The following is a 22,678-nucleotide window of genomic DNA, read 5'->3' as shown; positions in this document are numbered from 1 at the left end:
CCATGACCGACAAGCCTCAGGTTCCCGCCCGTCAGCCCGACGAATCCCCCTCTGAAAGCCTTGAGGCGGCGGCGATTGCCGCGTACCTCGAGGCGCACCCGGACTTCTTCGTCGAGCACGAAGAACTGCTCGCGTCCCTGCGCATTCCGCATCGGCGTGGCGACACCATTTCGCTGGTCGAGCGGCAGATGACCATCCTGCGCGACCGCAATATCGAGCTGCGTCATCGTCTCTCGCACTTGATGGATGTGGCGCGGGACAACGACCGGCTGTTCGACAAGACCCGCCGCCTGATCCTCGCGCTGATGGATGCCGCCAGCCTGGAAGATGTGGTGATGTGTGTCGAGGACAGCCTGCGCCAGGACTTTCAGGTGCCGTTTGTAAGCCTCATCCTCTTGGGCGACAACCCCATGCCGGTTGGCCGCTGGGTCACCCACGCCGACGCACAGACAGCCATTGGCGGCCTGTTGACGGAGGACAAGAGCGTCAGCGGCACCCTGCGCGAGCATGAGCTGGACTTCCTGTTCGGTGAAGAGCAGCGCAAGCAGATCGGCTCCACCGCCGTTGTCGCCATCAGCCACCAGGGCATCCACGGAATCCTGGCCATCGCCAGCCGTGATCCGCAGCATTACAAAAGCTCGGTGGGCACCCTGTTCCTCAGTTACATCGCCGAAGTCATGGGCCGCGTGCTGCCACGGGTCAACAACCCCCTGCGCTCGGTACGCTGATCGTGGAACGACAACTGGACGCTTACTGCGAACACCTGCGCAGTGAGCGGCAGGTGTCGCCACACACCTTGTCGGCCTATCGTCGTGACCTCGACAAAGTGCTGGGTTGGTGCCTCAAGCAGAACATCGGCAGTTGGGCCACGCTGGACATCCAGCGCCTGCGCAGCCTGATCGCCCGCCTGCACGCCCAAGGCCAATCATCACGCAGCCTGGCGCGCCTGCTGTCGGCGGTACGCGGGCTTTACCACTACCTGAACCGCGAAGGTCTGTGCGATCACGACCCGGCCAATGGCCTGGCCCCGCCCAAGGGCGAGCGTCGGTTGCCCAAAACCCTGGACACCGACCGCGCGCTGCAATTGCTGGAAGGCGCAGTGGAGGATGATTTCCTCGCGCGCCGTGACCAGGCAATCCTGGAGCTGTTTTACTCCTCGGGTTTGCGCCTGTCGGAGCTGACCGGGCTCAACCTCGACCAACTGGACCTGGCGGACGGCATGGTCCAGGTGCTGGGCAAAGGCAGCAAGACTCGCCTGTTGCCCGTCGGCCAGAAGGCTCGCGAGGCGCTGGAATTGTGGCTACCCCTGCGTGCCATGGCCAATCCGGCGGACGATGCGGTGTTCATCAGCCAGCAAGGCCGTCGCCTGGGACCACGCGCGGTACAGGTACGCATCAAGGCAGCGGGCGAGCGCGAGCTTGGGCAAAACCTGCATCCGCACATGCTGCGCCACTCCTTCGCCAGTCACTTGCTGGAGTCCTCGCAAGACCTGCGCGCCGTGCAGGAACTGCTCGGCCACTCGGACATCAAGACCACCCAGATCTACACCCACCTGGACTTCCAGCACCTGGCGACGGTCTATGACAGTGCCCATCCAAGGGCCAAACGCATTAAGGGCGATGATTCATGACGATCCAGTTGATCACCTTCGACCTCGACGACACACTGTGGGACACCGCCCCGGTAATCGTCACTGCCGAAGCCGTGCTGCGCGAATGGCTGGCCGAACATGCGCCGGACCTGGGCGCGTTGCCGGTCGAGCATCTGTGGGAGATCCGCGAGCGCGTGCTGACCTCTGAGCCTGGACTCAAGCATCGCATCAGCGCGTTGCGTCGTCGCGTGCTGTTCCATGCCCTGCAAGAGGCCGGTTACGCACACGGCGAGGCATCGGACCTCGCCGATCAGAGCTTTGAAGTGTTCCTGCACGCGCGCCATCAGCTGGACATCTTCCCGGACGTGCAGCCGACCCTGGAGATCCTCGCCAATCACTACGCCCTGGGTGTGGTCACCAATGGCAACGCCGATGTGCGTCGGCTGGGACTGGCGGACTACTTCAAGTTCGCCCTGTGCGCCGAAGACATCGGCATCGCCAAGCCGGATGCGCGACTGTTTCATGAAGCCTTGCAGCGTGGTGGAGCCACCGCCGAAACGGCGGTGCACATCGGCGATCATCCTGGTGATGACATTGCCGGGGCGCAACAGGCCGGTTTGCGGGCCATCTGGTTCAACCCGGCGGGCAAGACCTGGGAAGCAGAGCACCTGCCGGATGCCGAGATTCGCAGCCTGACCGAGTTGCCGGCGCTGTTGGCGGGTTGGAACAGCACTTCAGCCTGACACTTATCCCACAGGTATCTCCTACACAATGAGTTTTCTGTTCGCCCATGAAAAAGCCCGCAGCGACGGCGGGCTTTTTCAGCAAGCAAGGGGAGCGGCTCAGATAGGCCGGCTGCCGTACTTGTTGTCAGGCTTCTTGGGCGGATCGGCGACCACATTGGCCTCCACTTCCTGCACCCTGCCACCCCTGGCAAGGAACTCTTCCATGGCCTTGGCCAAGGCATCGCGCTCCTTGTTCTTGGCTTCCACGCTCGGCAGTTCATCGACCGACACCGCAGCCTTGGCTTTGCCTTTGGCGGTCGGAGCCGGCACGTCACCGCCGTCGTCTTCAGCGACGTCTTCGGCCGCTGCTTCCAAACCTTCTTCGGTTTCGTCGTCGTCGCCTACTTCGAGGTCGTCGTTTTCCAGATCATCGTCGCTCATGTTCTACCTCATGACTTGCGAAAAGCAGGTTAGTTATAGTCCAGCTTAGCCGTCTGTCGATGGCTGCCAGAAAAATTCAGTAACCGCTGGTGACCAGCGGTTTATGCCCCTTCACCGTACAAGGTGGCGAGGACTTTACGAGCACCGCCATGATCACGGTGCTCGCCCAGATAAACGCCTTGCCATGTCCCCAGCGCCAACCGGCCTGCCGAAATCGGCAAACTGAGCTGACAGCCAAGTACGCTGGCCTTGAAGTGCGCCGGGAGGTCGTCCAGGCCTTCGTCGTTATGCTCATAGCCGTCTGTGCCTTGTGGGATCAGACGATTGAAAAATCGTTCGAAGTCGCGACGTACCGCCGGATCGGCGTTCTCGTTGATGGTCAACGACGCCGAGGTATGCTGCAGCCACAAGTGCAACAGACCGACCCGGCATGCCTTGAGTTCAGGCAGGCCAGCGAGTAACTCGTCCGTTACCAGATGAAAGCCCCGGGGCCTGGCCCGCAGGGTAATCAGAGTCTGTTGCCACATACAGTTCTCCGCACGTTCGGGGCGCATTCTAGCGCGCTCTGTGAAAAAACAAAGGCCCCAATATTCCTTCAATTACGTAAGTGATCGGCTTGCAAAAAACGCTTGGCGCAAACGCCATCAAACATGTACGAAAAAACCTTTCAGCTGCCCCCTTACTGACAAATACCGGGCAAAAAAATGCCCGGCAAGCCGGGCAGTTTTTTTGTGGCGCGCGTCTTACAGGTTGTAGCCGCGCTCGTTGTGAAGGGCCAGGTCGATGCCCACGGCCTCTTCTTCTTCGGTGACACGCAAGCCCATGACAGCGTCCAGCACCTTGAGGATGATGTAGGTGACGATCGCTGTGTAGATAACGGTGAAGCCCACGCCTTTGCACTGGATCCAGACTTGTGCGGCGATGTCGGTCACGGTGCCGAAGCCACCCAGGGACGGGGCTGCGAACACACCGGTCAGGATGGCGCCGAGGATACCGCCGATACCGTGCACGCCGAAGGCGTCCAGGGAGTCGTCATAACCGAGTTTGCGTTTCAGGGTGGTGGCGCAGAAGAAGCACACCACGCCAGCGGCCAGGCCGATCACCAGGGCGCCCATTGGGCCGACTGTGCCCGCCGCCGGGGTAATGGCGACCAGGCCGGCAACCACACCCGACGCGATACCCAGTGCACTTGGTTTACCGTGGGTAATCCACTCGGCAAACATCCAACCCAGTGCAGCAGCAGCGGTAGCGATCTGGGTAACCAGCATCGCCATGCCCGCAGTGCCGTTGGCAGCAGCGGCGGAACCGGCGTTGAAACCAAACCAGCCAACCCACAGCATCGCAGCGCCCGTCAGGGTGTAACCCAGGTTGTGCGGAGCCATCGGGGTGGTCGGGAAGCCTTTACGCTTGCCGAGCACGATGCACGCCACCAGACCTGCGATACCGGCGTTGATGTGCACCACGGTGCCGCCAGCGAAGTCGAGTACGCCCCAGTCCCACATCAGGCCGCCGTTGCCGGACCAGACCATGTGCGCAATCGGTGCATAGACCAGGGTGAACCAGATGCCCATGAACACCAGCATCGCGGAGAACTTCATGCGCTCGGCGAAGGCACCGACGATCAGCGCCGGGGTGATAATGGCGAAGGTCATCTGGAAGGTGATGAACACGGCTTCCGGGAACAGCGCCGCCGGGCCGGTCAGGCTGGCTGGCGTGACACCGGCGAGGAAAGCCTTGCCCATGCCGCCGAAGAAGGAGTTGAAGTTGACGACGCCCTGCTCCATGCCGGTGGTGTCGAACGCGATGCTGTAGCCATAAATGACCCACAGGATGCTGATCAGGCCGGTAATGGCAAAGCACTGCATCAATACGGAAAGAATGTTTTTCGACCGAACCATGCCGCCGTAGAACAGCGCGAGGCCGGGGATGGTCATGAACAGCACGAGGGCTGTGGAGGTCAGCATCCAGGCGGTGTCGCCGGAATTGAGGACAGGGGCTGCCACTTCGTCTGCCGCCATGGCCAGGCTTGGCATTACGATGGACAACAGGGCTCCTAGCCCTGCGAATTTACGCAGAGTCATATTGTTTTCTCCTGGGGCGTTGGGGTTTGGGGCGGCTTAGATTGCGTCGGTATCGGTTTCGCCGGTACGGATGCGAATCGCCTGTTCCAGATTCACCACGAAGATCTTGCCGTCACCGATCTTGCCGGTGTTGGCGGCCTTGGTTATCGCCTCGATAACCCGGTCGAGATCCTTGTCGTCAATGGCGACATCGATCTTCACCTTTGGCAGGAAATCGACCACGTACTCCGCGCCGCGATACAGCTCGGTGTGACCCTTCTGCCGACCGAAGCCTTTGACTTCAGTGACGGTAATGCCCTGCACGCCGATTTCGGACAACGACTCGCGCACGTCGTCCAACTTGAACGGCTTGATGATGGCAGTGACTAGCTTCATGAAAACTCTCTCCCGAATTGGTGGACTTGCCCCAGGAAAACAAACCCGTCTCAAGTCTAAGCGCAGTGCCTGGCTTTGTAACGCATCGTCGGCCTTTAACCTGCCCGCCCGACGCCAGCTAACCACTCCGCGCGAAACACTTCCCCCGTTCCGCTTGGCGCACTGCATTCGTCACAGCGACTGCATCAGTGCATGGGTTACTACCGACTAAGCAGAAAGCTTGCCATCTCGGCAAAAATCCCAAAATTCAATTGCTTGCCCCTGCCAGAGGGCGATTGCGCACAAATAGCCCGGCGCATACGCACAATAACGGTGCGACGCGGCCCGCCCGGATGCGCGAAAAACGTGCAGGTCCCGTGGTCTAAATGAGCGCAACGCACTGCGTGATACACTGCCGGCCTCGATTACAGGACATCCACCATGCTCGCGCCCAAAGACTTCCTCGACGCCCTGACCGGCACCGCCTCTCGTCTCTTCAGCGGTGACACCCCGCTGCCCAAAAGCGAAATCGAAAGTCAGTTCAAGATGTTGCTGCAAAGCGCCTTCAGCAAACTGGACCTGGTGAGCCGCGAAGAATTCGACAGCCAGATGGTCGTCCTCGCCCGCACCCGCGCGCGCCTGGAAAGCCTGGAAGCCAAAGTCGCGGAAATGGAAGCAAAGCTGAACCCGCCCACCGAATAACCTTCTGTAGGAGCGGGCTTGCCCGCGATGAAGGTCAAAACGACCTTCATCTCCTCTGTAGGACTTGCCGCAGTCACGCTCCTCGCCCGCAAAGATCCCGGCAACGTCCTACGCAAATCTTATCCCCCGTCTGATTGCCCCCACACACCCCGATTTATAAGCTCCCCCAATGCTGAATGTTTCAGCACCGGGTTTGGCGACCTGGAAGCTCAAGGCGTACGACGATCGTCCGAAGGCGGGTTTCTTCCCGAATGTTCGAATCATGGCGGTTGTGCGTGGGGGACCCTCGGGTCTGCCGGATTCCTTTTGCTCCGGTTCGCCAGCCTGCGTACAACTGCCACCCAATCAATGTTGTACTCTGCGCGAATGACGCTGCCTCACGCGCTCAGAAGACAAAAAAGCCCCACGTTTTCGCGTGAGGCTCATTCAAATCCGGGCAATGATCAGGCGCAGTAGGCTAACCGCGCAACCTGATCCCGAATCGCGGCACCCCGCTCGATTTCGGCTTTACGCAAATCGAAGGTCGATTGCAGGTTCAGCCAGAACTCGGGGGTCGTATCCAGACAGATCGAAAGCCTGATAGCCATGTCAGCACTGACGCCTCGGCGCTGGAGCACAATATCGTTCACCGTGGGTGTCGAAACGCCCAACGCCCTGGCCAGTGCTGCTGCCGTGAGGCTCAGAGGCTCCAGGTATTCCTCCTTGAGGATCTCACCAGGGTGAACCGGGCGCATACCATTCTTAGTCATGACTCACCTCAGTGATAATCGACGATTTCTACATGCTCTGGCCCGTTGGGACCCCAGACAAAGCAGATTCGCCATTGAGCATTGACGCGGATGCTGTGCTGACCCTTGCGACCTCCTTCCAATGCCTCCAGGCGATTCCCCGGCGGGGATCGAAGGTCCTTCAGCACAGCAGCAGCCTCAAGCATCGCCAGCTTTCGTTCCACGACACTCAAAATGGCAGGCCATGTCCGGGTCTTGCCATTGCGAAACAGGTACTCGGTCTCAGAACATCTAAAGCTAACGATCATAGTTTAAAGCTTAACGTTATGCATTAATCTCGAGTGTATTCTTCGTCTGCACTCGCGCAAGGGGGTCGCCGCGTCTTTCCGGTATTTTAAGAAAAGGACTACCCGGCACAATTGAAACGAGCCACATAGCAACTCGGATTCAAATCGTCGAACCGCAACATCCTGCGAACATTCGTCCTCACCGCCACCCTGGAAAACCCCCACCCCACGTCTACCCTTGAAAACAACCGCAGGAAGCGGCCCTTCGTTTAGCCCAAGGAACGACCATGTCTCTCTCCATCGTCCACAGCCGCGCCCAAATCGGCGTGGATGCGCCTGCCGTCACCGTCGAAGTTCACCTGGCCAACGGTTTGCCGTCGCTGACCATGGTCGGCCTGCCGGAAGCCGCGGTGAAAGAGAGCAAGGATCGGGTGCGCAGCGCGATCATCAATTCGGGGCTGCAGTTTCCGGCGCGGCGGATCACCTTGAATCTGGCGCCCGCAGATTTGCCCAAGGATGGCGGGCGCTTCGACCTGGCGATCGCCCTGGGGATTCTGTCGGCAAGTGTGCAGGTGCCCACTCTCACACTGGATGACGTGGAGTGCCTGGGTGAGCTGGCGTTGTCCGGTGAGGTGCGGCCGGTACGCGGGGTGTTGCCGGCGGCGCTGGCGGCGCGAAAAGCGGGCCGGATGCTGGTGGTGCCTCGGGCGAATGCCGAAGAGGCATGCCTGGCGTCGGGGTTGCAGGTCATTGCGGTGGATCATCTGCTGCAAGCGGTGGCGCATTTCAACGGGCATTCGCCGGTCGATCCCTATGTTTCGGACGGTTTGATTCACGCCGCCAAACCCTATCCCGACCTCAACGAAGTGCAGGGCCAGGTGGCGGCCAAGCGTGCGCTGCTGATCGCTGCCGCCGGGGCGCATAACCTGTTGTTCAGCGGGCCACCCGGCACCGGCAAGACCCTGCTGGCCAGCCGCCTGCCGGGGTTGCTCCCGCCGCTCGCCGAGCATGAAGCCCTGGAAGTGGCAGCCATTCAGTCGGTGGCCAGCGGCGCACCGCTGACCCATTGGCCGCAGCGTCCATTCCGTCAGCCACACCACTCGGCATCCGGGCCGGCGCTGGTTGGGGGCAGCTCAAAACCGCAGCCGGGGGAAATCACCCTCGCCCACCACGGCGTGTTGTTTCTCGATGAATTGCCGGAGTTCGATCGCAAGGTATTGGAGGTTTTACGCGAGCCATTGGAATCCGGGCACATCGTGATATCCCGGGCGCGGGAGCGGGTGCGCTTTCCGGCGCGTTTCCAGTTGGTGGCGGCGATGAACCCTTGCCCTTGTGGGTATCTGGGCGAACCAAGCGGCAAATGCAGTTGTACACCGGACATGGTGCAGCGCTATCGCAACAAGTTGTCGGGGCCGCTGCTGGATCGTATTGATCTGCACCTGACCGTCGCCCGCGAGGCGACCGCGTTGAGCCCTGCTGTAAGAGCGGGCGATGACAGCAGCAGAGCCTCTGCCCTGGTTGCGGAGGCGCGGGGGCGGCAACTGAAACGCCAGGGGTGTGCGAATGCCTTTCTTGATTTGCCGGGGCTGCGGCGGCATTGCGGGTTATCCACAGCCGACGAGCACTGGCTGGAAACGGCTTGCGAACGACTGACCCTGTCGCTGCGCTCAGCGCATCGGCTGCTCAAGGTGGCGCGCACATTGGCCGACCTTGAGCAGGTTGAGGAGATCACGCGGGAACATCTGGCCGAGGCGTTGCAGTATCGGCCGGCGACTCAATAGGGCTTGGGTTGAGTTGCCCCCAATTGCGAGCAGGCTCGCTCCCCCAGTAGATCTACATACTTCGGACCCTGTGGGAGCGGGCTTGCTCGCGATAGCTATTTCAGCCGTACCTCAACGAAACCGGTCAACCTCCGAGCGCAGATCCGCCGCCAGTTTCTCCAGCTCCTTCGCCGTGACAGCCAGGTTCGCCACCACTTCGCGTTGTTCGCTGTTGGCCAGCGCAATGCTTTGCAGGTTGCTGCTGAGCAACGTCGCTGTGCTGCTCTGTTCCTGGGTCGCGGTGGTAATTGCGGCGAACTGTTGCCCGGCCGAGCGGCTTTGCTCGTCAATCCGCGCCAGTGCCGAGGCGACGTTGGCGTTGCGTGAAAGACCTTCCTGCATCAGCACGTTGCCCTGCTCCATGGTGCTGATGGCGTTGCCCGTTTCCTGCTGGATGCTCTGGATCATGCCGGAAATCTCGTCGGTTGCCTGACGAGTGCGGGACGCCAGGTTGCGCACCTCATCCGCCACCACGGCAAAACCGCGTCCTTGCTCGCCGGCACGGGCTGCTTCGATGGCTGCGTTGAGCGCCAGAAGGTTGGTTTGCTCGGCAATGGAGGTAATGGTGCCGACGATGCCGCCGATTTCCTGCGAGCGCTGCCCCAAGGTATTGATCACCGACGCCGTGCTGTTCAACGCACCGGCAATCTGCTCCAGCGAAGAAGACGCTTCGTCCATGGACGTGCGACCGATCTGGGTTTGCTGGGCGTTCTCCTGGGCCAGTCGTTGGGTATTGCCCATGTTGTCGGCAATGTTCAGCGAGGTGGCACTGAACTCCTCTACGGCACCGGCCATGCTGGTGATCTCGCCCGACTGCTGCTCCATCCCTTCATAAGCACCGCCGGACAGGCCGGACAACGCCTGGGCACGGCTGTTGACCTCTTGCGAGGACTTGCGAATGTGGTCGACCATGGTCGACAGCGCCTGGCTCATCTGGTTGAACGCACGGGCCAGTTGACCTATTTCGTCATTGCTCGACACATTCAGACGCACGCTCAGGTCACCGGCACCCAGGGCTTCAGCCTGACGTACCAGATCGCCCAGTGGCGCAAGTTTGCTGCGCAGCAGCCAGACTGCCGAACCCACGGCAATCAGCATCGCCAGCAAACTACCAATAGCCAGCTGAATACCGACGCTCCAGGTCACCGCGCTGATTTCCTCCTGCGGCATGCTGGCGACAACCGACCATGGACCGTCCTCGAAAGGCACCGCGACGCTGTAGAAGTCTTCCGAAGTGTCACTCCAGAAACCGCCATCGCTTGGCGTCTTCGCCAGATTGACGATGGCCGGGGCGGCTTTGTCCAGGGCTTGCACGCCGGCAATCGGCACCAGCCAATTGTTTTTCTCGTCGAGAAGCGCCAGCGATCCGGTCTGGCCAATACGGAAGCGCTTGAGGTTGGCAAACTGGGCGTTCTGCGCGTCGGTGTAGTCAAAACCCACGTACAGCACGGCGATCACCTTCCCGGCGCTGTCGCGCACCGGCGTGTATTGCGACATGTAGTAACGCTCAAACAACAGGGAGCGGCCAACAAAGCTCTGCCCCGACATCAAGCGAGCGTAAGCCGGGTTGGCATGATCGAGGATGGTGCCGATGGCACGGGTACCGTCCTGCTTCGTGACGTTGGTGCTGACGCGAATGAAATCCTCACCGTTGCGCACGAAGACCGTGGCCACGCCGGCGGTCATCTGCTTGAACTCGTCCACTTCCTTGAAGTTGTTGTTGAGCACTTCGTTACCCAGGTGCAGGCCAGGCGTCTGAGTGCCTGCCACGTTGAACTGTTCATCCGGGTGGACGCTCAGGCCGCCCGCGAAGCGCTTCTCGAACAGACCCGCCAGGCGCTGGGTGCTTTCACGCAACGTGCTGTGGAAAGTAGTCAACTGATCGGCCAGCAAACGGGCTTCGCTGGCCAGGTGTTCCTCGCGTGTGGCGAGGTTGGCAGTGTCCAGCGAACGCAGGGCGAACAAGGTACTACCGGTGATAACGATTGCCAGGATCACAGCTAGCGCAAGGCCAAGCTGTGAGGCAATTCGAGCACGAGGTTGAGACATGACTGCTCCTGGCCGGGCGCCCTCCTCCTTGATTGGCTGCCCAGCAATTTTTCTAATAATGGGAATTGCGTGAAACCTGCACGAGGGTTCCACAATGATACTTTCGGCCTAAAAACCTAATACTTGAGTGGTTATCTCGGATACCGCGCAAGGCCGTGGTAGAGCAGGCTCTAACGATTCAGCGCAAGCGCTCTACGGCGGGCATTTTCATGGCTCGGACCTCGTTTTGCAGAAAATCGCCGAGCCTGCGCAAACGTTCACCTCCCGGCCGGGTTTTCGGCCAAACGAGGTAATAATTCTCACCACTGGCGACGGCAGTGGGCCACGGCAAACTCAGTCGCCCCTGCGCCACATCCTCAGCCACCATCAGCAGGTCGCCCATCGACACGCCGTAACCCCGGGCAGCGGCAATCATGCCCAGCTCCAGCGTATCGAATACCTGGCCGCCCTTGAGCGACACCTGATCGGACAGCCCCATACGGTCCAGCCAACTGCGCCAGTCACGCCGGTCCGGCGTCGGGTGCAGCAGTTCAGCCTGAGCCAGGCGCTCGACATCCCACGGCTGGTCGTTGAGAAGATTCGGCGCGCTCACGGGGATCAGTTCTTCGGCAAACAACAGCCTGGCTTCCCAATCGGGTGGAAATTGCCCGTTACCCAGTATCACCGCGCAGTCGAAGGGCTCATGGTTGAAGTCCACCGAATCGATGTCCATCCACGCGCTGGTCAGTTGCACCTCATTGCCCGGTTGCAGGTGGCGGAAGCGGCTGAGCCGCGCCAGCAACCAGCGCATGGTCAGGGTGGAAGGGGCTTTCATGCGCAGGATGTCATCTTCGGCCTGCAAGGTCTGACAGGCCCGCTCCAGCGCGGTAAAACCTTCGCGGATACCCGGCAGGATCAACCGCGCCGACTCGGTCAGTTGCAGGTGGCGACCGCTACGATGAAACAACCGGCAGGCAAAATGCTCTTCCAGAGTACGAATGTGTCGGCTGACCGCACTTTGCGTGATCGACAGTTCTTCAGCAGCGCGGGTAAACGAACTGTGACGCGCCGCCGCTTCGAATGCACGAAGGGCATACAACGGGGGAAGGCGACGAGACATGCGTAAAGCTCCTACAACGTAATCCCATAAACTTATCAGAAAGATCCCAAGATGAGTTTAAGTCATGCTACTCATCCTATTTATCCCTTTGTGCAAACCTCGCAAAGCGCCGAAAATCGACCCTTTCCTCTACTACCTGACTGTCGGGCGTGATAACAATGAAACATCCAGTGCGTTCAGAACTCTGGGCCATCCTGCGGCTGGCGGGGCCGTTGATTGCCTCGCAGCTGGCGCACATGCTGATGGTGCTCACCGACACCCTGATGATGGCGCGTATCAGTCCCGAGGCGTTGGCGGGTGGCGGACTCGGTGCGGCCACCTATTCATTTGTTTCGATTTTTTGCATCGGCGTGATTGCAGCGGTGGGCACACTGGTGTCGATCCGTCACGGCGCTGGCGATATCGTCGGCGCGGCGCGGCTGACCCAGGCCGGTTTGTGGCTGGCCTGGCTGATGGCGCTGGTGGCTGGGTTACTGCTATGGAACCTCAAACCCGTTCTGATCCTGTTCGGCCAGACCGAGACCAACGTGCAACTGGCCGGGCAGTTTCTGTTGATCCTGCCTTTCGCCCTGCCCGGCTACCTCAGCTTCATGGCCCTTCGCGGCTTCACCAGCGCCATTGGCCGCGCGACGCCGGTGATGGTCATCAGCCTTGCCGGCACCGTTGCCAACTTCGTGCTCAACTACGCGTTGATCACAGGAATGTTTGGTCTGCCGAAAATGGGCCTGGTGGGTATTGGCCTGGTCACGGCGATTGTTGCCAACCTGATGGCTTTGGCATTGGCGTGGCATATCCGGCGGCACCCCGCCTACGACGCCTATCCATTGCGCCAGGGACTGTCGCGACCCAACCGTCAGTACCTCAAAGAGATGTGGCGCCTGGGTCTGCCGATTGGCGGCACTTACGCGGTGGAGGTCGGGCTGTTTGCGTTCGCGGCGTTGTGCATGGGAACCATGGGCAGCACGCAACTGGCTGCGCACCAGATTGCGTTGCAGATCGTTTCGGTAGCATTCATGGTCCCGGCGGGTATGTCCTATGCCATCACCATGCGCATCGGCCAGCACTACGGGGCCGGGCAATTGCAGCATGCCCGGATGTCCGGACGGGTCGGCATCGCTTTCGGAGCGGTGGCAATGCTGTGCTTTGCCATGGTGTTCTGGCTGTTGCCCAACCCGTTGATCGGTCTGTTCCTGGACCACAACGACCCGGCCTTCCGCCCGGTCATCGAACTGGCCGTCAGTCTGCTGGCTGTGGCGGCCTGGTTCGAGCTGTTCGACGGCACGCAAACCATCGCGATGGGCTGCATTCGCGGGCTTAAAGACGCCAAAACCACCTTCCTGGTCGGGCTCGGTTGCTACTGGCTGATCGGCGCGCCTGCCGCGTGGTGGATGGCGTTCCATCTGAACTGGGGCCCGACGGGCGTCTGGTGGGGCTTGGCACTGGGCCTGGCCTGTGCGGCAGTGACGTTGACGCTGGCGTTCGAGTGGAAGATGGAGCGGATGATTCGACGGGAGTCGGCGTCCACAGACGGCTTTGCGAACGCTCAGACTGAGTGAGATCTACTGTTGGATAAATCCCCTGTGGGAGCGAGCAAGCCCGCTCCCACATTCGGTCAGTGTTTAACCCACAATCTCCAACGCTGGCTGCTGACTGCTGCCAAAGCTCAGATAATCCACCAACTCAGCCAACGGGAGCGGCTTGCTGATCAGATATCCCTGCACCTGATCGCAACCAAAGCCACGCAACAACTCCAGTTGCTCCGGCGTTTCCACCCCTTCGGCGACGACTTCCAGATTGAGGTTGTGCGCCAGGTTGATCATCGCGTGGACCAGCTTGCGGTTTTCCTCGCGCTCCTCCATGCCGCCGACAAAGCTCTTGTCGACCTTGAGCAGCGCAATTGGCAGGCTGTTGAGGTGCACGAAGGACGAGAATCCGGTCCCGAAATCGTCGAGCGAAAAACGCACGCCCAGGCGACCCAGGGCATCCATGGTCTGTTGAACAAGGTCGCTGCGACGCATGACCGCTGTTTCAGTCAACTCGAACTCCAGCCACTGCGCTTCGACGCCACGCTCGGCAATCAACCGGCTCAGGGTCGACAGCAACTGACTGTCCTGGAACTGTCGGAACGACAGGTTGATGGCCATGTGCAGGGCTGGCAAGCCACGCTCGCGCAGCACCTGCATGTCACGCAAGGCACGGGAAATCACCCAGTAACCCAGCGGCACGATCAAGCCGCTTTGCTCGGCCAGCGGCACGAACTCACTCGGTGGAAGCAAGCCGCGCTCGGCGTGACGCCAGCGCACGAGGGCTTCGAGGCCGACGATCTGGCCGTCCTCAAGGTTCATGCGTGGCTGGTAATGCAGCTCCAGCTCATCGCGACGCAAGGCCCGGCGCAGCTCGCTTTCAAGGTCGGCCATGCTGCGGGCATTGCGATTGATGCGTTCGTTGAAGATGTGAAAGGTGCAGCCCTGGGTGCTTTTGGCCTGCTGCATGGCGATGTGCGCGTGCCACATCAGCGGGTCCGCGCCGGCCTGGGCGCGGGCGTGGGCAATGCCCAGGCTGGAGCCGATCAACAGGCTTTCGCCGTCGACCCAGTAAGGTTCAGCCAAGGCTTCGGTGATGCGCTCGGCCATCCACTCGGCACGCTGGGGTGCACGGCGGGTGTCGATCAGCAAGGCGAACTCGTCACTGCCCAGGCGTGCCAGTTGATCGCCGGCTTCGAGCTGGCTTTTCAGGCGCGCGACCACTTGCAGGATCAGCCGGTCGCCGGCCTGATGACCCAGCGCGTCGTTGGCATGACGGAAGTTGTCGAGGTCGAGATGCCCCAAGGCCACGCCGCGGCCTTCGTTTTCCGCCAGTCGCGCGGCCAGCAGGGTCTGGAAGCCCTGGCGGTTGGCGATGCCGGTCAAAGGGTCCTGTTCGGCCAGGCGTTGCAGGGTGTTTTCCAGCAAGCCGCGCTCGCGCACATGCCGCAGGCAGCGGCGCAGCATGCCCGAGTCAAGATGGTCGCGCACCAACCAGTCGCTCACGCCATCGGGCGGCAGTTGCGGCTCCTGTTCGAGCAGCAACACCGTCGGCAAATTGCACCGCCCCGGCGCCGGTTGAAGGGCCGGGACCGTCAACAACACCGCACTGCGGTTGTCATCGAACAGCGTGCTGACCGATTCCCAGCTCGGAGCGCTGATGAGCACGGCCGAGCTCCCCATCGGAGCCAGGCACTCGCGCAACAACGCTGCCCACGCTGGCTCTTCGGCCAGTAGCAGCAAACGCAAGGGTTCGACAGGCGTAGACAAGCTTGCTCCCTAGACTCTGCAATGATGTAGGCGGCTGGCATTATGCCGTGCTGACAACCAATGACCAAACGACATCAGTTATCAAACGAGCGCCTTGTATCCGGAATTACGTACATTAGACGCAAATTCTTCGCGCATCCTGCGTGAAAGTATCAAAACCGGCAAATATGAATCGCGTGTTACGTCACAAGTCGGACAGAGCAGCACAATTCTGTGAGCCTGTTAAAATGCCGGCCCATTTTCTGACTGACCCCTGACAGACCTATGTCCCGACTCAATCCCCGGCAGCAAGAAGCCGTGAACTACGTCGGCGGCCCTCTTTTGGTGCTCGCCGGTGCAGGCTCCGGCAAGACCAGTGTAATCACGCGCAAGATCGCCCACCTGATCCAGAACTGCGGCATTCGCGCGCAGTACATCGTCGCCATGACGTTCACCAACAAGGCCGCGCGCGAGATGAAGGAGCGGGTCGGCACCCTGCTACGTGCGGGTGAGGGCCGGGGCCTGACGGTGTGCACGTTCCACAACCTGGGCCTGAACATCATTCGCAAGGAACACGTGCGACTGGGCTACAAGCCCGGGTTTTCGATCTTTGACGAGACTGACGTCAAGGCTCTGATGACCGACATCATGCAGAAGGAATACTCGGGCGACGACGGCGTGGACGAGATCAAGAATATGATCGGCGCCTGGAAAAACGACCTGATCCTGCCGGCCGTGGCCCTGGAAAACGCGCGCAACCCCAAGGAGCAGACCGCTGCGATCGTCTACACCCACTATCAACGCACGCTCAAGGCGTTCAACGCGGTGGACTTCGACGACCTGATCCTGCTGCCGGTGAAGCTGTTCGAAGAGCACGCCGACATTCTGGAAAAGTGGCAGAACAAGGTGCGCTACTTGCTGGTGGACGAATACCAGGACACTAACGCCAGCCAATACCTGCTGGTGAAAATGCTGATTGGCAAGCGCAACCAGTTCACCGTGGTAGGCGACGACGACCAGTCGATCTATGCCTGGCGCGGCGCACGCCCGGAAAACCTGATGTTGCTCAAGGAAGACTACCCGTCCTTGAAAGTGGTGATGCTGGAGCAGAACTACCGCTCCACCAGCCGCATTTTGCGCTGCGCCAACGTGCTGATTTCGAACAACCCGCACGAATTCGAAAAGCAGTTGTGGAGTGAGATGGGCCACGGCGACGAAATCCGCGTGATCCGGTGCCGCAACGAAGACGCCGAAGCCGAGCGCGTGGCCATGGAAATCCTCAGCCTGCACTTGCGCACCGACCGGCCATACAGCGATTTCGCCATTCTGTATCGCGGTAACTATCAGGCCAAGCTGATCGAGTTGAAGTTGCAACATCACCAGGTGCCCTACCGTCTCTCGGGTGGCAACAGCTTTTTCGGCCGTCAGGAAGTCAAAGATCTGATGGCCTATTTCCGCCTGATCGTGAACCCGGACGACGACAACGCCTTCCTGCGGGTCATCAACGTCCCGCGCCGGGAAATCGGTTCGACCACCCTGGAAAAACTCGGCAACTACGCCACCGAACGCAAGATTTCGATGTACGCCGCCACCGATGAAATCGGCCTGGGCGAGCATCTGGACAGCCGCTTCACTGATCGCCTGTCGCGCTTCAAGCGCTTCATGGACAAAGTCCGCGAGCAATGCGCGGGCGAAGACCCTATTTCTGCGCTGCGCAGCATGGTCATGGACATCGACTACGAGAACTGGCTGCGCACCAACAGTTCCAGTGACAAGGCGGCGGACTACCGGATGAGCAACGTCTGGTTTCTGATCGAGGCCTTGAAGAACACCCTGGAAAAAGACGAAGACGGCGAAATGACCGTCGAAGACGCCATCGGCAAGCTCGTCCTGCGTGACATGCTGGAACGCCAGCAGGAAGAGGAAGACGGCGCCGAAGGCGTGCAGATGATGACCTTGCATGCGTCCAAGGGCCTGGAATTCCCTTACGTGTTCATCATGGGCATGGAAGAGGAAATCCTCCCGCACCGCTCCAGCATCGAAGCCGACACCATCGAAGAAGAACGGCGCCTGGCTTACGTGGGGATTACCCGCGCTCGCCAGACACTGGCGTTCACCTTCGCCGCCAAGCGCAAGCAATACGGCGAGATCATCGATTGCGCACCGAGTCGCTTCCTCGATGAGCTGCCGCCGGACGACCTGGCTTGGGAAGGCAACGACGACACCCCGACCGAAGTCAAAGCCGTTCGGGGCAATTCCGCATTGGCAGATATACGCGCGATGTTAAAGCGCTAGAATTGACCATTTTCACTAGACCTTCGGCGCCAATGGCGTCAAATGAGGACAGCTTCATGGAAGCCCTGCACAAGAAAATCCGCGAAGAAGGCATCGTGCTTTCCGACCAGGTCCTGAAAGTCGATGCCTTTCTGAACCACCAGATCGACCCGGCCCTGATGAAGCTGATCGGTGACGAATTCGCCGCATTGTTCAAGGACTCGGGCATCACCAAAATCGTCACCATCGAAGCCTCGGGCATTGCCCCCGCGATCATGACCGGCCTGAACCTTGGCGTTCCGGTGATTTTTGCACGCAAGCACCAGTCCCTGACCCTGACTGAAAACCTGCTGTCGGCGACCGTGTACTCGTTCACCAAGCAGGTCGAGAGCACCGTGGCCATCTCCCCACGCCACCTGACCAGCAGCGACCGCGTGCTGATCATCGACGACTTCCTGGCCAACGGTAAGGCGTCCCAGGCGCTGATCTCGATCATCAAGCAGGCCGGCGCCACCGTGGCAGGCCTGGGGATCGTGATCGAGAAGTCGTTCCAGGGTGGCCGTGCCGAGCTGGATGCCCAGGGTTATCGCGTTGAGTCGCTGGCGCGGGTGAAGTCGCTGGCGGATGGGGTTGTGACCTTCATCGAGTGATGACGGAACCTGTGGGAGCGGGCTTGCTCGCTCCCACAGTTGTTTTGTATTGACCGTTACTGCGCGGTGGCCTTGAGGCCCGTGAGCAACAGCCGCTGAAACAGTTCCTCCTTCAACCCCTCCGGCTGCGTCAGCCCCATGCGCTCCAGATGCTCTGGAAAAGCCCCGGCCTCAGGTGCATCCAGCGCCGCCTTGCCCAACTCCAGAATTTCGGTGAGCTTGAACTTGCTCTTCAGCCAGTTCAGCGCCCGCAGCAGATCGCGCTCCTGCGCAGTGAAATCACAGCCCAGCGGATACTCCGGAAACAGCTGCGGATGCCGCGCAGCAATGGCCTGCAAGCGCTCGGGAGTGTTGTCGGCAAAGCGAGGATCGATGCGGAAAGACTTTGGCAACTTGCCGGCTTTCTGAGCCTGCTCGATAAGCCCGGGCTGGAAGCGGGAATCGCTGATGTTCAGCAAGGCCTCAATCACCGCTGAATCGGTCTGGCCGCGCAGATCGGCGATGCCGTACTCGGTGACCACGATGTCCCGCAAGTGCCTTGGGATGGTGCAATGCCCGTACTCCCAGACGATGTTGGAACTGACGTCACCGCCCGCCTCGCGCCAGCTGCGCAACAGCAGGATCGAGCGCGCGCCTTCCAATGCGTGGCCCTGGGCAACGAAGTTGTATTGCCCGCCCACGCCGCTGAGCACCCGACCGTCCTCGAGCTGATCGGCCACTCCGGCGCCGAGCAGGGTCATGGTGAATACCGTATTGATAAAGCGCGCATCGAGGCGCTGTAAACGCTTGAGTTCTTCCTGACCATAGAGCTCGTTGATGTAGCTGATGCGGGTCATGTTGAATTCGCGACGCTTGCTCTGGGGTAACTCACGCAAACGCTCGTAGAAACTGCGCGGGCCGAGGAAGAAACCGCCATGCACCGAGATCCCATCGGGTTGCGCCGCTTCATCGAGGGTGCCGGCATTCGCCCGGAGCTGGGTCGGCACATCAGGATAGACCTTGCGCCGCACGATACCGGCCTCGGCCAGCACCAGCAGGCCGTTGACGAACATTTCGCTGCAGCCGTAGAGGCCCTTGGCGAAGGGCTCGAGCCCGCCTTCTCGTTTGATCAACTGCGCCCACTGGCTGAGGTTCACATCGTCCAGTAACGCCTTGTAACCCTGGTTATCCGCCTGCCGCGCCAGCAATGCGGCCGTCAACGCGTCACCCATGGCGCCGATGCCTATCTGCAACGTCCCGCCGTCACGCACCAGCGTACTGGCGTGCAGGCCAATCAAATGATCCTGGAAACCCACCGGCATGTTGGGCGTAGAGAACAGTGTGGTGTTGTCCTTCTCGTCGATCAGCAGGTCAAATGCATCGATGCCGACTTCCGCGTCACCGGGCATGTAGGGCAAGTCGCCATGCACCTGGCCCACCAGCAGAACGGTCTCCCCGGACGCCCGGCGCTTGTCGATCATCGGCATCAGGTCGAGGGTGATGTCCGGGTTGCAGCTCAGGCTCAGGCGATCCGGGTGGTCAGCATCACTGGCGACCATTTGCGCCACCAGGTTCAAACCGGCGGCATTGATGTCCCGCGCGGCATGGCTGTAGTTGCTGCTGACGTAATCCTGCTGCGCAGTGACGCTGTGCAACAGGCTGCCAGGCTGCATGAAGAATTGCTGGATGTGGATGTTGGACGGCAAATCGTCCTTGCGCAGGCCCACCAGGAAATCCAGCTCCGGGTAGTCACCAAACACACGCTCGATAAAGGGCTCAAGAAAGCGCTTCTGCAACCCATCGCCCAACGCCGGCCGGCCCAGGCAAAGCGCGGTATAGATCGTCAGCCGCCGCTCGGGCAACTGCGCTATCCGCTGGTACAGCGCGTTGACGAATGGATTGGGCTTGCCCAGCCCCAGCGGCAGGCCCATGTGGATATGCGCCGGCAACCGGGCCAACACCTCATCAACCGCTTGCTCGATAGAACACAGCTGCACCATCTGATCCTCCCTTGGCATTTGGGTTGGACCGAGATTGACGGGTCTTTGCTGCATTGAACAGTGTTGAATGGGCAATCACATACCATGGACGACGCCGCCCCTGTGGGAGCGGGCCTGCCCGCGAACGCGGTGTGCCAGATATGTTGTTGCCGGATGTGCCGACGTCTTCGCGGGCAAGCCCGCTCCCACAGGAACATGCAGGCGGATGGTGAAATTTCGGGCCCAAAAAAGCCGCTCGAAAGCGGCTTTTTGTGCAAGAGACGGGCGTATTACAGGCCGGACATCTCTTTGATTGCGCCCTTGAGCTCATCGTCGGAGCAGTCGGCGCAGGTGCCTTTAGGCGGCATGGCGTTGATGCCAGTGATGGCCTTTGCCAGGATGCCGTCGAGGCCGCCCTGGTGGTCGGCGCGCTCTTTCCAGGCAGCCTTGTCGCCGATTTTCGGCGCGCCCAGCAGGCCGGTACCGTGGCAAGCGTTGCAGTGTTTGGCAATGACGTCTTTGGGTGCCTTGGCACCACCACCGCCAGTCGCCGCAGCGACTTCCATGCCCTTGCATTCCTGACCGGTCACGCAGACCTTGCCGACAGGCTCGATGCGTTTGGCGATTTCGTCGTTGGTCGCAGCTTGAGCGCTGGCAGCCCATAGGGCCAATACGGTTGCTGGTACAGCCAGCATTTTCATAATTAGGTTCACGCGTTCACCCTCATGGTGGCTAGTCACGCCTACGGCCACGGTTCGCAGGCGGGCGCAAGTATAACGGTTAGCCCGTCGCACTGAAACAACCCCAAAGTCGAAGGGGTCTTGTTGCACCACGGAAAAACCCTTCGGGTGCCGCTGCCATGCTGGCAGGACGCCTCTTCTGTTAGAAATTCGCCGGTGTAGCTGCGCTGATTAGTCGCGCCGGCGCGTCGAACGGATTGCGGAAACGATGCGGCTTGGTACTCTCAAAGTAGTAGCTATCGCCGGCCTCAAGCACAAAAGTTTCCAGCCCGACCACCAGCTCCAGCCGCCCTTCCACCAGAATTCCGGTTTCCTCGCCCTCATGGGTGAGCATTTCTTCGCCAGTATCAGCGCCCGGTGGGTACACCTCGGTAAGGAATGCGATGGCCCGGCTCGGATGAGCGCGGCCGACCAGTTTCATGGTCACGGCGCCATCGGAGATGTCGATCAGCTCGTTGGCTTTGTAGACGATCTGGGTCGGGACTTCCTGCAGGATCTCTTCGGAAAAGAACTCGACCATGGACATGGGTATCCCGCCCAGGACCTTGCGCAGCGAACTGATCGAGGGGCTCACGCTGTTTTTCTCGATCATCGAAATGGTGCTATTGGTGACGCCCGCGCGTTTGGCGAGTTCACGCTGCGAAAGGCCTTTGAGCTTACGGATGGATTGCAGTCGTTCACCGACGTCCAAGGCAGGAGCCTCCAGGAATCATGTTGTTGGAATATTGAGCGTCATCATGGCGACAGCGTTCAGTATTTACAACACTTGGGGGCCGATCCCGCCCTGGCGGATCGAGAGACGATGTTTCAATCCCCGGAATAGAGCACTGGCACCCGGCGCAGGTTGCAGAAGATCTGGTAGGGAATCGTCTCGGCCGCGGCAGCAACGTCGCTGGCCAGGATGTTCTTGCCCCACAACTCTACGGTCGATCCCAGGCCCGCCTGCGCAACATCGGTCAAGTCGATGCACAGCATGTCCATCGACACCCGGCCAATCAACCGGCTGCGCTGCCCCGCCACCAAAACCGGCGTGCCCGTTGGTGCCTGGCGCGGATAACCATCGGCGTAGCCCATGGCAACTACGCCAACGCGCATTGGCTTGTCGGTGATGAATCGGGCGCCGTAACCGATCGGCTCGCCGGCCGGCAGTTCACGCACGCAGATCACTTTCGATTCCAGGGTCATCACCGGCTGCAGGCGCGATGCCACGGCGTTGGACTCCTCGAACGGCGTGGTGCCGTAGAGCATGATCCCCGGACGGACCCAATCGCTGGGGATCTGCGGCCAACCGAGCACCGCCGGTGAGTTGCGCAGGCTGATTTCGGCTGACAAGCCCTGCCGCGCCGCTTCGAACACCGCCACTTGCTCAATGCTGGCCTGGCTGTGGAGTTCATCGGCGCGAGCGAAATGGCTCATCAATACGATCTTTGCCACCTTGCCGCTGGCCAGCAAACGCTGGTATCCGGCCTGATAGTCCCTGGGATGCAGGCCAACCCGGTGCATACCCGAATCGAGCTTGAGCCAGACAGTGATTGGCTTGCTCAGGGTAGCTTTTTCAATGGCTTCGAGCTGCCACAGCGAATGCACCACACACCAGAAATCGTGCTCGACGATCAACGGCAGTTCGTCGGCTTCGAAAAAACCTTCCAGCAACAACACCGGCGCCCGGATGCCCGCGGCTCGAAGCTCCAGCGCTTCTTCGATGCACGCCACGGCAAAACCGTCCGCTTCGGCTTCCAGCGCCTGGGCGCAGCGCACCGCACCATGGCCGTAGGCGTCGGCCTTGATCACCGCGAGCGCGCGGGCGCCAGTGGTTTCACGGGCAATGCGGTAGTTGTGACGCAGGGCTTGGAGGTCGATCAGGGCACGGGCTGGGCGCATGGCGGCAGGCTTCTGGGCGGTCGTGG

21 protein-coding genes are annotated in these 22,678 nt (G+C 60.7%); 8 read left to right on the top strand and 13 right to left on the bottom strand.

The features are described from left to right. Window positions 1-2: 2 nt before the first annotated feature. From AB4N33_RS22490 to AB4N33_RS22480, 3 genes are read left to right on the top strand one after another with little or no spacing between them, the layout of a single operon-like run. On the top strand, window positions 3-728 hold the full coding sequence (locus tag AB4N33_RS22490) for a DUF484 family protein (protein ID WP_460119738.1): 726 nt from the start codon (window positions 3-5) through the stop codon (window positions 726-728). A gap of 2 nt (window positions 729-730) precedes the next feature. Further along, window positions 731-1,630, top strand: coding sequence for a tyrosine recombinase XerC (gene xerC, locus AB4N33_RS22485; protein WP_476458266.1), 900 nt, complete (start codon window positions 731-733; stop codon window positions 1,628-1,630). Further along, window positions 1,627-2,334, top strand: a complete 708-nt coding sequence (locus AB4N33_RS22480) for an HAD family hydrolase (RefSeq protein ID WP_460119734.1) — start codon at window positions 1,627-1,629, stop codon at window positions 2,332-2,334. The genes xerC and AB4N33_RS22480 overlap by 4 nt, the downstream gene beginning before the upstream one ends. A gap of 99 nt (window positions 2,335-2,433) precedes the next feature. Here the strand turns inward: AB4N33_RS22480 and sutA are convergent, their stop codons facing one another. The 4 genes from sutA to glnK all read right to left on the bottom strand — a co-directional run bounded on the left by sutA (window position 2,434) and on the right by glnK (window position 5,213). Next, window positions 2,434-2,757, bottom strand: a complete 324-nt coding sequence (gene sutA / locus AB4N33_RS22475; protein WP_460119732.1) for a transcriptional regulator SutA — start codon at window positions 2,755-2,757, stop codon at window positions 2,434-2,436. A 101-nt stretch (window positions 2,758-2,858) separates the two neighbouring features. Next, window positions 2,859-3,284, bottom strand: a complete 426-nt coding sequence (locus AB4N33_RS22470; RefSeq protein ID WP_428273959.1) for a secondary thiamine-phosphate synthase enzyme YjbQ — start codon at window positions 3,282-3,284, stop codon at window positions 2,859-2,861. Window positions 3,285-3,500: 216 nt separating this feature from the next. Continuing rightward, window positions 3,501-4,838 carry an ammonium transporter gene (locus AB4N33_RS22465; RefSeq protein ID WP_460119730.1) on the bottom strand — a complete coding sequence of 446 codons (1,338 nt, stop codon included), beginning with the start codon at window positions 4,836-4,838 and terminating at the stop codon, window positions 3,501-3,503. A 36-nt stretch (window positions 4,839-4,874) separates the two neighbouring features. After that, entirely contained in the window at window positions 4,875-5,213 is a 339-nt protein-coding gene (glnK, locus tag AB4N33_RS22460; RefSeq protein WP_002555808.1) for a P-II family nitrogen regulator, read from the bottom strand. 420 nt (window positions 5,214-5,633) lie between these two features. Between glnK and AB4N33_RS22455 the strand changes: the two genes are divergently transcribed. Next, window positions 5,634-5,894, top strand: a complete 261-nt coding sequence (locus AB4N33_RS22455) for an accessory factor UbiK family protein (RefSeq protein WP_460119728.1) — start codon at window positions 5,634-5,636, stop codon at window positions 5,892-5,894. Window positions 5,895-6,337: 443 nt separating this feature from the next. Here AB4N33_RS22455 and AB4N33_RS22450 read toward each other — a convergent pair whose 3' ends face one another. Beyond that, window positions 6,338-6,643, bottom strand: a complete 306-nt coding sequence (locus AB4N33_RS22450; RefSeq protein WP_460140669.1) for a HigA family addiction module antitoxin — start codon at window positions 6,641-6,643, stop codon at window positions 6,338-6,340. A gap of 8 nt (window positions 6,644-6,651) precedes the next feature. Then, entirely contained in the window at window positions 6,652-6,930 is a 279-nt protein-coding gene (locus tag AB4N33_RS22445) for a type II toxin-antitoxin system RelE/ParE family toxin (RefSeq protein WP_460140668.1), read from the bottom strand. 266 nt (window positions 6,931-7,196) lie between these two features. Between AB4N33_RS22445 and AB4N33_RS22440 the strand changes: the two genes are divergently transcribed. Further along, the gene (locus AB4N33_RS22440; RefSeq protein WP_476458265.1) at window positions 7,197-8,690 is read left to right on the top strand and encodes a YifB family Mg chelatase-like AAA ATPase; all 1,494 of its coding nucleotides are present in this window, start codon (window positions 7,197-7,199) and stop codon (window positions 8,688-8,690) included. Between the two features lie 111 nt (window positions 8,691-8,801). On the opposite strand, the gene AB4N33_RS22435 is transcribed toward AB4N33_RS22440, so the two are convergent. Then, window positions 8,802-10,778 (bottom strand): methyl-accepting chemotaxis protein, encoded by a 1,977-nt coding sequence (locus AB4N33_RS22435; protein WP_476458264.1) that lies wholly within the window; start codon window positions 10,776-10,778, stop codon window positions 8,802-8,804. A gap of 178 nt (window positions 10,779-10,956) precedes the next feature. Then, on the bottom strand, window positions 10,957-11,877 hold the full coding sequence (locus AB4N33_RS22430; protein ID WP_476458263.1) for a LysR substrate-binding domain-containing protein: 921 nt from the start codon (window positions 11,875-11,877) through the stop codon (window positions 10,957-10,959). 158 nt (window positions 11,878-12,035) lie between these two features. Between AB4N33_RS22430 and AB4N33_RS22425 the strand changes: the two genes are divergently transcribed. Further along, entirely contained in the window at window positions 12,036-13,433 is a 1,398-nt protein-coding gene (locus AB4N33_RS22425; RefSeq protein WP_460119721.1) for a NorM family multidrug efflux MATE transporter, read from the top strand. 63 nt (window positions 13,434-13,496) lie between these two features. Here AB4N33_RS22425 and AB4N33_RS22420 read toward each other — a convergent pair whose 3' ends face one another. Further along, complete coding sequence (locus AB4N33_RS22420) at window positions 13,497-15,170, bottom strand: putative bifunctional diguanylate cyclase/phosphodiesterase (RefSeq protein WP_460119719.1); 1,674 nt, start codon at window positions 15,168-15,170, stop codon at window positions 13,497-13,499. 264 nt (window positions 15,171-15,434) lie between these two features. On the opposite strand from AB4N33_RS22420, the gene rep reads away from it, so the two are divergent. Then, window positions 15,435-17,444 (top strand): DNA helicase Rep, encoded by a 2,010-nt coding sequence (rep, locus tag AB4N33_RS22415; protein ID WP_460140665.1) that lies wholly within the window; start codon window positions 15,435-15,437, stop codon window positions 17,442-17,444. Between the two features lie 56 nt (window positions 17,445-17,500). Beyond that, on the top strand, window positions 17,501-18,073 hold the full coding sequence (locus AB4N33_RS22410) for a xanthine phosphoribosyltransferase (protein WP_460119715.1): 573 nt from the start codon (window positions 17,501-17,503) through the stop codon (window positions 18,071-18,073). A 56-nt stretch (window positions 18,074-18,129) separates the two neighbouring features. On the opposite strand, the gene AB4N33_RS22405 is transcribed toward AB4N33_RS22410, so the two are convergent. The 4 genes from AB4N33_RS22405 to alr all read right to left on the bottom strand — a co-directional run bounded on the left by AB4N33_RS22405 (window position 18,130) and on the right by alr (window position 22,652). Then, a complete protein-coding gene (locus AB4N33_RS22405) occupies window positions 18,130-20,052 on the bottom strand; it encodes an acetyl-CoA hydrolase/transferase C-terminal domain-containing protein (RefSeq protein WP_460119713.1) in 1,923 nt (640 codons plus the stop codon). A gap of 269 nt (window positions 20,053-20,321) precedes the next feature. Further along, the gene (locus AB4N33_RS22400) at window positions 20,322-20,732 is read right to left on the bottom strand and encodes a c-type cytochrome (RefSeq protein WP_460126868.1); all 411 of its coding nucleotides are present in this window, start codon (window positions 20,730-20,732) and stop codon (window positions 20,322-20,324) included. A 181-nt stretch (window positions 20,733-20,913) separates the two neighbouring features. Beyond that, the gene (locus AB4N33_RS22395) at window positions 20,914-21,462 is read right to left on the bottom strand and encodes a cupin domain-containing protein (protein WP_460119711.1); all 549 of its coding nucleotides are present in this window, start codon (window positions 21,460-21,462) and stop codon (window positions 20,914-20,916) included. A gap of 116 nt (window positions 21,463-21,578) precedes the next feature. Next, window positions 21,579-22,652, bottom strand: coding sequence for an alanine racemase (gene alr, locus AB4N33_RS22390; protein WP_476458262.1), 1,074 nt, complete (start codon window positions 22,650-22,652; stop codon window positions 21,579-21,581). Between the last annotated feature and the right edge of the window lie 26 nt (window positions 22,653-22,678).

Source organism: Pseudomonas sp. S1_E05, from assembly GCF_056337105.1.
This window is presented reverse-complemented; position numbering and strand designations above follow the sequence as displayed.